General features: G+C 66.3%; 4 protein-coding genes. All 4 read left to right on the forward strand.

Annotated features, from left to right (window positions below):
* A complete protein-coding gene (flgK, locus tag CAL25_RS08220; protein WP_094799439.1) occupies window positions 1-1,653 on the forward strand; it encodes a flagellar hook-associated protein FlgK in 1,653 nt (550 codons plus the stop codon).
* Between the two features lie 53 nt (window positions 1,654-1,706).
* Complete coding sequence (flgL, locus tag CAL25_RS08225) at window positions 1,707-2,930, forward strand: flagellar hook-associated protein FlgL (RefSeq protein WP_094799440.1); 1,224 nt, start codon at window positions 1,707-1,709, stop codon at window positions 2,928-2,930.
* 75 nt (window positions 2,931-3,005) lie between these two features.
* Complete coding sequence (locus CAL25_RS08230; RefSeq protein ID WP_094799441.1) at window positions 3,006-4,895, forward strand: methyl-accepting chemotaxis protein; 1,890 nt, start codon at window positions 3,006-3,008, stop codon at window positions 4,893-4,895.
* Between the two features lie 129 nt (window positions 4,896-5,024).
* The coding region (locus tag CAL25_RS08235) for a methyl-accepting chemotaxis protein (RefSeq protein WP_094799442.1) at window positions 5,025-6,797 on the forward strand (1,773 nt) is incomplete at its 3' end.

Raw genomic sequence — 6,797 nt, forward strand, 5'->3', positions numbered from 1 at the left:
ATGAATCTGTACAACTTGGCGATGACGGGGCTGAACTCCTCCCAGGCGGGCCTGGAGACGACTAGCCACAATATCAATAACGCGACCACGGTCGGTTACAGCCGTCAGCGCGTGGTCACCTCGACCGCCGGCGCGAGCGCCACCGGCCAGGGCTTCTTTGGCCGCGGTGTGCAGGTCGACACCGTCAAGCGTCAGTACGACAGCTTTCTGTACCAGCAACTGGTCGGCGCGCAGGGCAGCGGTGCCCAGCTGAGCACCCAGTACGACCAGATGTCGGCGATCAACAATCTGTTCGCCGATCGCACCGTGGGCATCACGCCGGCGCTGTCGGGTTTTTTCACGGGTCTGAACAACGCGGCCAGCAAGCCCGCCGATCCGGCCGTGCGCCAGGATCTGCTGGGCAAGATGAACACGCTGGTCACGCAGATCAACACCTCGTACCAGCAGCTCGAAAACCAGCGTCAGGGCCTGAACACCCAGATCTCGACCACGGTCGAGCAGGTGAACAGCTACCTGGGCCGCATCAACGATCTCAACGAGCAGATCGTGATCGCCCGCGGCAAGACCGGACACGCCCCGAACGACCTGCTGGACCAGCGCGACCAGGCCGTCGCCGAGCTGAACCAGCTGGTGGGCATCCGCACCTACGAACAGGGCGAGTCGCTCAACATTTCGCTCTCCAGCGGCCAGACGCTGCTGTCGGGCAAGACCGTGTATCCGCTGCAGGCGGTGGCTTCCGAAGCCGATCCGCGCCGTGTCGCCGTGGCCTATTCGCTGCCCTCGGGCACGGGCACCACGGTCGCCGTCGAGATGCAGGACGGCAAGATCAGCGGCGGCAAGCTCGGTGGCCTGTTGCAGTTCCGCCAGCAGTCGCTGGACGCCGTCCAGGACCAGCTCGGCCAGCTCGCCATCGGCCTGGCCATGGCGCTGAACGAGCAGCATGCCCTGGGCGTGGACCTGAATGGCGATCCGGGCGAAGCCCTGTTCGGCCTGCCCGCGCCGGCCGCGATCCGCAACAGCAACAACACGTCCAACGCCGAATGGCAGTCGGCTTACACCGACGCCAACCAGATCCGCGCCAGTGCCTATCGCATCGAAGCGGTGGGCGGTGACGATTACCGCGTGACCCGTCTGTCGGATGGCGTCGTGATGGACCTGACGGCCACCGGCACGCCGCCCGACACGCTCGAGTTCGACGGCCTGACCCTCACGGGTACCGGCACGGCGGTCACCGGCGAGTCCTGGACGCTGCAGGCCACCCGCAACGCGGGCCGTGACCTGACGGCGCTGATCAGCGACCCGACCAAGCTGGCCCTGGCCGATGCCACCGGCGGCAGCGCCAACGGCAACAACGGCCTCGAGCTGGCCAAGCTTCAGACCGCCAAGGTGCTGGCCAACGGCACGATGAGCCTGAACGAACAGTTCTCGCAGCTCGTGAACACCGTGGGCGTGGACACCCAGAGCCTGAAGTCGTCGGTGACGGCGTCGAACAACCTGATCAAGCAGCAGAACGCGGCGCATCTGTCGGTGTCGGGGGTCAACCTCAACGAAGAATACGTCAACCTGTCGGTGTATCAGGAGCAGTACCAGGCCAGCGCCAAGATTCTGGACGTGGCCAGCGTGCTGTTCGATACGCTGCTGGGCATTCGCTGATCACTATTTCTAGATTGCGCCGTCGCTGACGGCACCTGATTCGGAGTTCGACCATGCGTCTGAGCACCTCGCTGATTTACCAGAACGGCCTGAACGGCATCCTGAACCAGGAAGCGAATCTGTCGCGCCTGCAGGAGCAGCTGTCCAGCGGCAAGCGCGTCCTGACGCCCGCCGACGATCCGCTCGCCGCCTCGCTGGCCGTGAACGTGTCGCAGACCGCGGCCATGAACAAGACCTACGACGGCAACCGCGCCACGGCGCGCCAGTCGCTGGGCATGGAAGACAACGCGCTCACCTCGGTCGTGACCACGCTGCAGGACGTGCTCAAGCGCGTCGTGGAAGCCGGTAACGGCACGATGAGCGACGCCGACCGCCAGGCGCTCGTGAGCGCGCTAGAGAGCTCGCGTGACCAGATCATGGGTCTGGCCAACTCGACGGACGGCAACGGCCAGTACCTGTTCTCGGGCTTCCAGGGCCAGACGCAGCCGTACACCAAGGATGCCGCCGGCAACATCACCTACCAGGGTGACACGGGCCAGCGCACGATCCAGGTCGATCAGAGCCGCCAGCTCGCCTCGAGCGATATCGGCACCGCCATCTTCTCGAGCGTGTCCTCGGGCACGCGCGCCTACATCACCAAGGCCGATCCGGCCAACGCCGGCACCGGCCAGTTCAGCTCGCTGTCGATCAACGGCCCGGTCGATCCGGCCAAGTCGTACTCGATCGAGTTCGGCGACGACGGCGCGGGCAACATGGTGTATTCCGTGATCAGCACGCCGCCCGACGCGACGCTGCCGACCGACGTGCCGTACGTGGATGGCGACGCCATCACGTTCGACAGCGTGTCGTTCCGCATCAGCGGCGAGCCCGAGTTCGGCGATGCCTTCACGGTCGAACCGCCCAACGGCACGAACATGGACATGTTCGCGTCGATGAACGACCTGATCACCGCGCTGAAGAACCCCTCGCAGGGTGACCCGGTCGCTTCCAGCAAGCTCGTGAACCAGATCGCGACGACCAACAAGCAGCTCACGCTGAGCCTGGACAACGTGCTGACCGTGCGCGCCTCCGTGGGCGCCCGCATGAACGAACTGGACGCCCTGGATGCGACCGGCGATGCCCGCGCGCTGTCCTATACGGCCCAGTTGTCGGGTCTGGAAGACGTGAATATGTACGAAGCGACGACCGAACTGCTGTTGCGCAAGGTCGCGCTGGATGCCGCATCGGCGGCGTTCTCGCGCATCGAAGGATCCAGCCTGTTCGCACGCGGTCGTTAATTCCAACACCGCGGTTCAGGCACCCAACGCGCGCTCCCTCCGGGGAGCGCGTGTCCGATAGATAAACGGAAAATCATGTTTGCGAATTTGAAGGTACGCACTTGCATGGCCATCGTGCTGGGAAGCTTCTTCCTGGCCATGCTGGTTTCCAATGGTGTTGCGTGGCTGAGTCTGAATGCCAGCAACCAGAAGTTGAATCAGGTCAATGACGTGTTCACCGACCAGGCGATCACCGCCTACTCGTCGGCGAACCTGCTGTTGCGTGCGCGGTTGATGATGAACACCGCGATGATCGATCTGCAGGAAGGCCGGATCAAGGAATCCGAACAGTCCACGCAGCGCGCGATCGAACTCAATACCCAGGCGCGTGCGCGCTTCGATCAGTTCCTCAAGACGCCCAAGACCAGCGACCTGCAGCAACGGGCCACGCCGGTGGAAACCTCCTTCAAGGAATACCAGGCCGTCGCCGACCGCCAGATGACGCTGATGCGCAATCAGGCCATCGGCGAATACATCCAGGCCAATCCGGCCGCGCAGCAGGCCAACAGCAAGTTCAACGCCGCGCTCAACGATTATCTGGGCTACATCGACCAGATCACCGACCAGTATGTGGTCGAAGGCATGGCTGCTCACAGCCGCGCCAACATCGTGACCGGTGTGCTGGTGGCGCTCGCCGTGCTGCTGTGCGTGGGCGGTGGGCTGTTCGTCGGCCGCAACGTGCTGCGTCCGCTGCGCGAAGCCGGCGCCCACTTCGACCGCATCGCCGGTGGCGACCTGACCAGCCGCGTCGAGGTCAATAGCTCCAACGAAATCGGCCAGCTGTTCGCCTCGCTCAAGCGCATGCAGGAAAGCCTGACGCGCACGGTGTCGCAGGTGCGCCGTGGCGTGGACGAGATCAACGTGGGTTCGCGCGAGATTTCCGCGGGCAACACGGATCTGTCCTCGCGCACGGAGCAGCAGGCGGCCTCGCTCGAAGAGACCGCAGCCTCGATGGAACAGCTCGCCTCGACTGTGAAGCAGAACGCCGACAACGCACGCCAGGCCAATCAGCTGGCCGCGAGCGCGTCGGACGTGGCAGAGCGTGGCGGTTCGGCGGTGTCGGAAGTGGTGCACACCATGGAAGCCATCTCGAGCAGCTCGCGCAAGATCAGCGAGATCGTGTCGGTGATCGACGGTATCGCGTTCCAGACCAACATCCTGGCGCTGAACGCCGCGGTCGAAGCCGCCCGTGCGGGCGAGCAGGGCAAGGGCTTTGCGGTGGTGGCGGGCGAAGTGCGCTCGCTGGCACAGCGCAGCGCCCAGGCCGCCAAGGAGATCAAGGTGCTGATCGAGGATTCGGTGACCAAGGTGGGCACCGGGTCGCAGCAGGTCGAGCGCGCCGGCGACACGATGCAAGAAATCGTGGCCTCCGTGAAGCGCGTGACCGACATCATGGGCGAGATCTCGGCGGCCTCGGACGAGCAGTCCAGCGGTATCGACCAGGTCAATCGCGCCGTGGCGCAGATGGACGAAGTGACCCAGCAGAACGCGGCACTGGTGGAAGAAGCCGCCGCGGCTGCCGGCTCGCTGCAGGAACAGGCGCAGCGCCTGGCCGAAGCGGTGTCGGTCTTCAAGATCAATGCGGGTGAGGTGATCGAAGTGCCGGCGCGCCAATTGGCCGCGCACGCCGCAGCGGCCCCGGCCCCGCGCGTCGCGGCCCCGGCCGCACCGGCCCCGGCGCAGGCCGCGCAGGCGCCGGCAGCGGCTCCGGCTGCTGCCAGCGAGGCCGCGCCCAAGCTCGCGCCGCCGCGTCTGGCCACGGCCCGCAAGCCGGCCAGCGCCGCCGCAAGCAAGCCGGCGGCGGCCAGCGCGGGCGCTGCCCGTCGCAGCGCGCGCCGCACGGGCACGGCAGCGGCCACGCCGGCCATGCCGCCCGCCAGCCCGCGCAAGAGCGCGGCAGCGGACGACGATTGGGAATCGTTCTGAAGTCGTAGTAAGGCAGTAGCGGTAAGCATTTCGTAGTGGGCGGGTTGGCGGCAGGAGGGCCGCGAACCCGTTGCAGCATGCGGGCCGGGCATTCCGGCTGTGACGTAAGCAATTGCGAGAACTGCAACCATGTTGGCCAATCTGAAGATCCGCACCGGGCTTCTCCTGGCTTTGCTCGTGCTGGCGCTCTGTGCGCTGGCTTCCATCGGCCTCGGCCTCGACGCGACGCGTCAGGCCAACGCCGCACTGGACACGATCGACAGCTTAAGCGTGCAACAGAACACGTTGCTGAAGGACACCTATGCGCAGATGCTGCGCGCCACGATCCGCGCCGATATCGCCGCGGGTCAGATGCGCGCGGGCGACGCCAGGGGCGCGGCGGAGAACACGCGCCTGGTGCGCGAGCTGCATGCCGATGCCAGCAAGAAGATCGAGACGTTCGCGGGTATTCCCAAGCGCACCGAGCTGGGCCGCAAGAACGAGACCGAAGTCGTCGCCGCATTCAAGAGCTTCGCATCCGCGCTTGACGAGATGATGTCGGCGCTCGATCGCAACGACGAAAAAACCTATCTGGATCTCAAGAACAGCAAGGCCGGTGCGGCCAGCGGCGCCTTCGCGGCCAAGCTGACGGCGTTCTCGGCCAACATCGAGACCATGAGCGAGAAGACGCTGGGCGACTACCGTCAGACCTCGAACATCATGATGGTGCTGTACGGCGTGTTCGTGGCGCTGATCCTGCTGGTGGTCGTGCTGGCCTACCTGTTCATGACGCGCGCCGTGGTGCGGCCGCTCACGCGCGCCGGCGAACAGTTCGAACGCATCGCCGCCGGTGATCTGACGCAGCGCGTCGAGGTCCATGGTCGCAACGAGGTCGGTCAGTTGATGGCGGCCATCAAGCGCATGCAGGAAAGCCTGACGCGCACGGTGTCGCAGGTGCGCCGTGGCGTGGACGAGATCAACGTGGGCTCGCGCGAGATCGCCGCGGGCAATACCGATCTGTCGTCGCGTACCGAGCAGCAGGCGGCCTCGCTCGAAGAGACGGCCGCCTCGATGGAACAGCTCGCCTCGACCGTGAAGCAGAACGCCGACAACGCGCGCCAGGCCAATCAGCTGGCCGCGAGCGCGTCGGACGTGGCAGAGCGCGGCGGATCGGCGGTGTCGGAAGTGGTGCACACCATGGAAGGCATTTCGGCGAGCTCGCGCAAGATCAGCGAGATCGTGTCGGTGATCGACGGTATCGCGTTCCAGACCAACATCCTGGCGCTGAACGCCGCGGTCGAAGCCGCCCGTGCGGGAGAGCAGGGCAAGGGCTTCGCGGTGGTGGCGGGCGAAGTGCGCTCGCTGGCGCAGCGCAGCGCGCAGGCCGCCAAGGAAATCAAGCTGCTGATCGAAGACTCGGTTTCCAAGGTGGGCACGGGTTCGCAGCAAGTCGAGCGTGCGGGCGCCACGATGCAGGAAATCGTGGCCTCGGTGAAGCGCGTGACCGACATCATGGGCGAGATCTCGGCCGCCTCCGACGAACAGTCCGGCGGCATCGACCAGGTCAATCGCGCCGTGGCGCAGATGGACGAAGTGACGCAGCAGAACGCCGCGTTGGTCGAACAGGCCGCCGCGGCCGCCGGCTCGCTGCAGGAACAGGCCGAGCGCCTGGCCGACGCCGTGTCGGTCTTCAAGATCAACGCCGGCGAGGTGATCGAGGTGCCGGCGCGTCATCTGGCGCCGCAGGCCCCGCCGGTTCGGGTCCAGGCCAGCCGCGCGCCCGCGCCGGCGCGTCCGCAGCCCGCCAGCCGCGCGCCGCGTCTGGCCGCCGCGACGGCCGCGCCCGCGCCGACGGAAGACACCGCATCGGTCGATGCCGAGCCGCCCGTGACGCCGGAGAACGAGACACCGCACGACGACGCG

The sequence above is a fragment of the Bordetella genomosp. 5 genome, from assembly GCF_002261315.1.
Lineage (GTDB): Bacteria > Pseudomonadota > Gammaproteobacteria > Burkholderiales > Burkholderiaceae_B > Bordetella.

Excerpts from the sequence above, each read along its gene's own strand:
- CAL25_RS08230 (WP_094799441.1), top strand. The coding sequence starts at position 3,006 with ATGTTTGCGAATTTGAAGGTACGCACTTGCATGGCCATCGTGCTGGGA.
- flgL (WP_094799440.1), top strand. The coding sequence starts at position 1,707 with ATGCGTCTGAGCACCTCGCTGATTTACCAGAACGGCCTGAACGGCATC.
- flgK (WP_094799439.1), top strand. The coding sequence starts at position 1 with ATGAATCTGTACAACTTGGCGATGACGGGGCTGAACTCCTCCCAGGCG.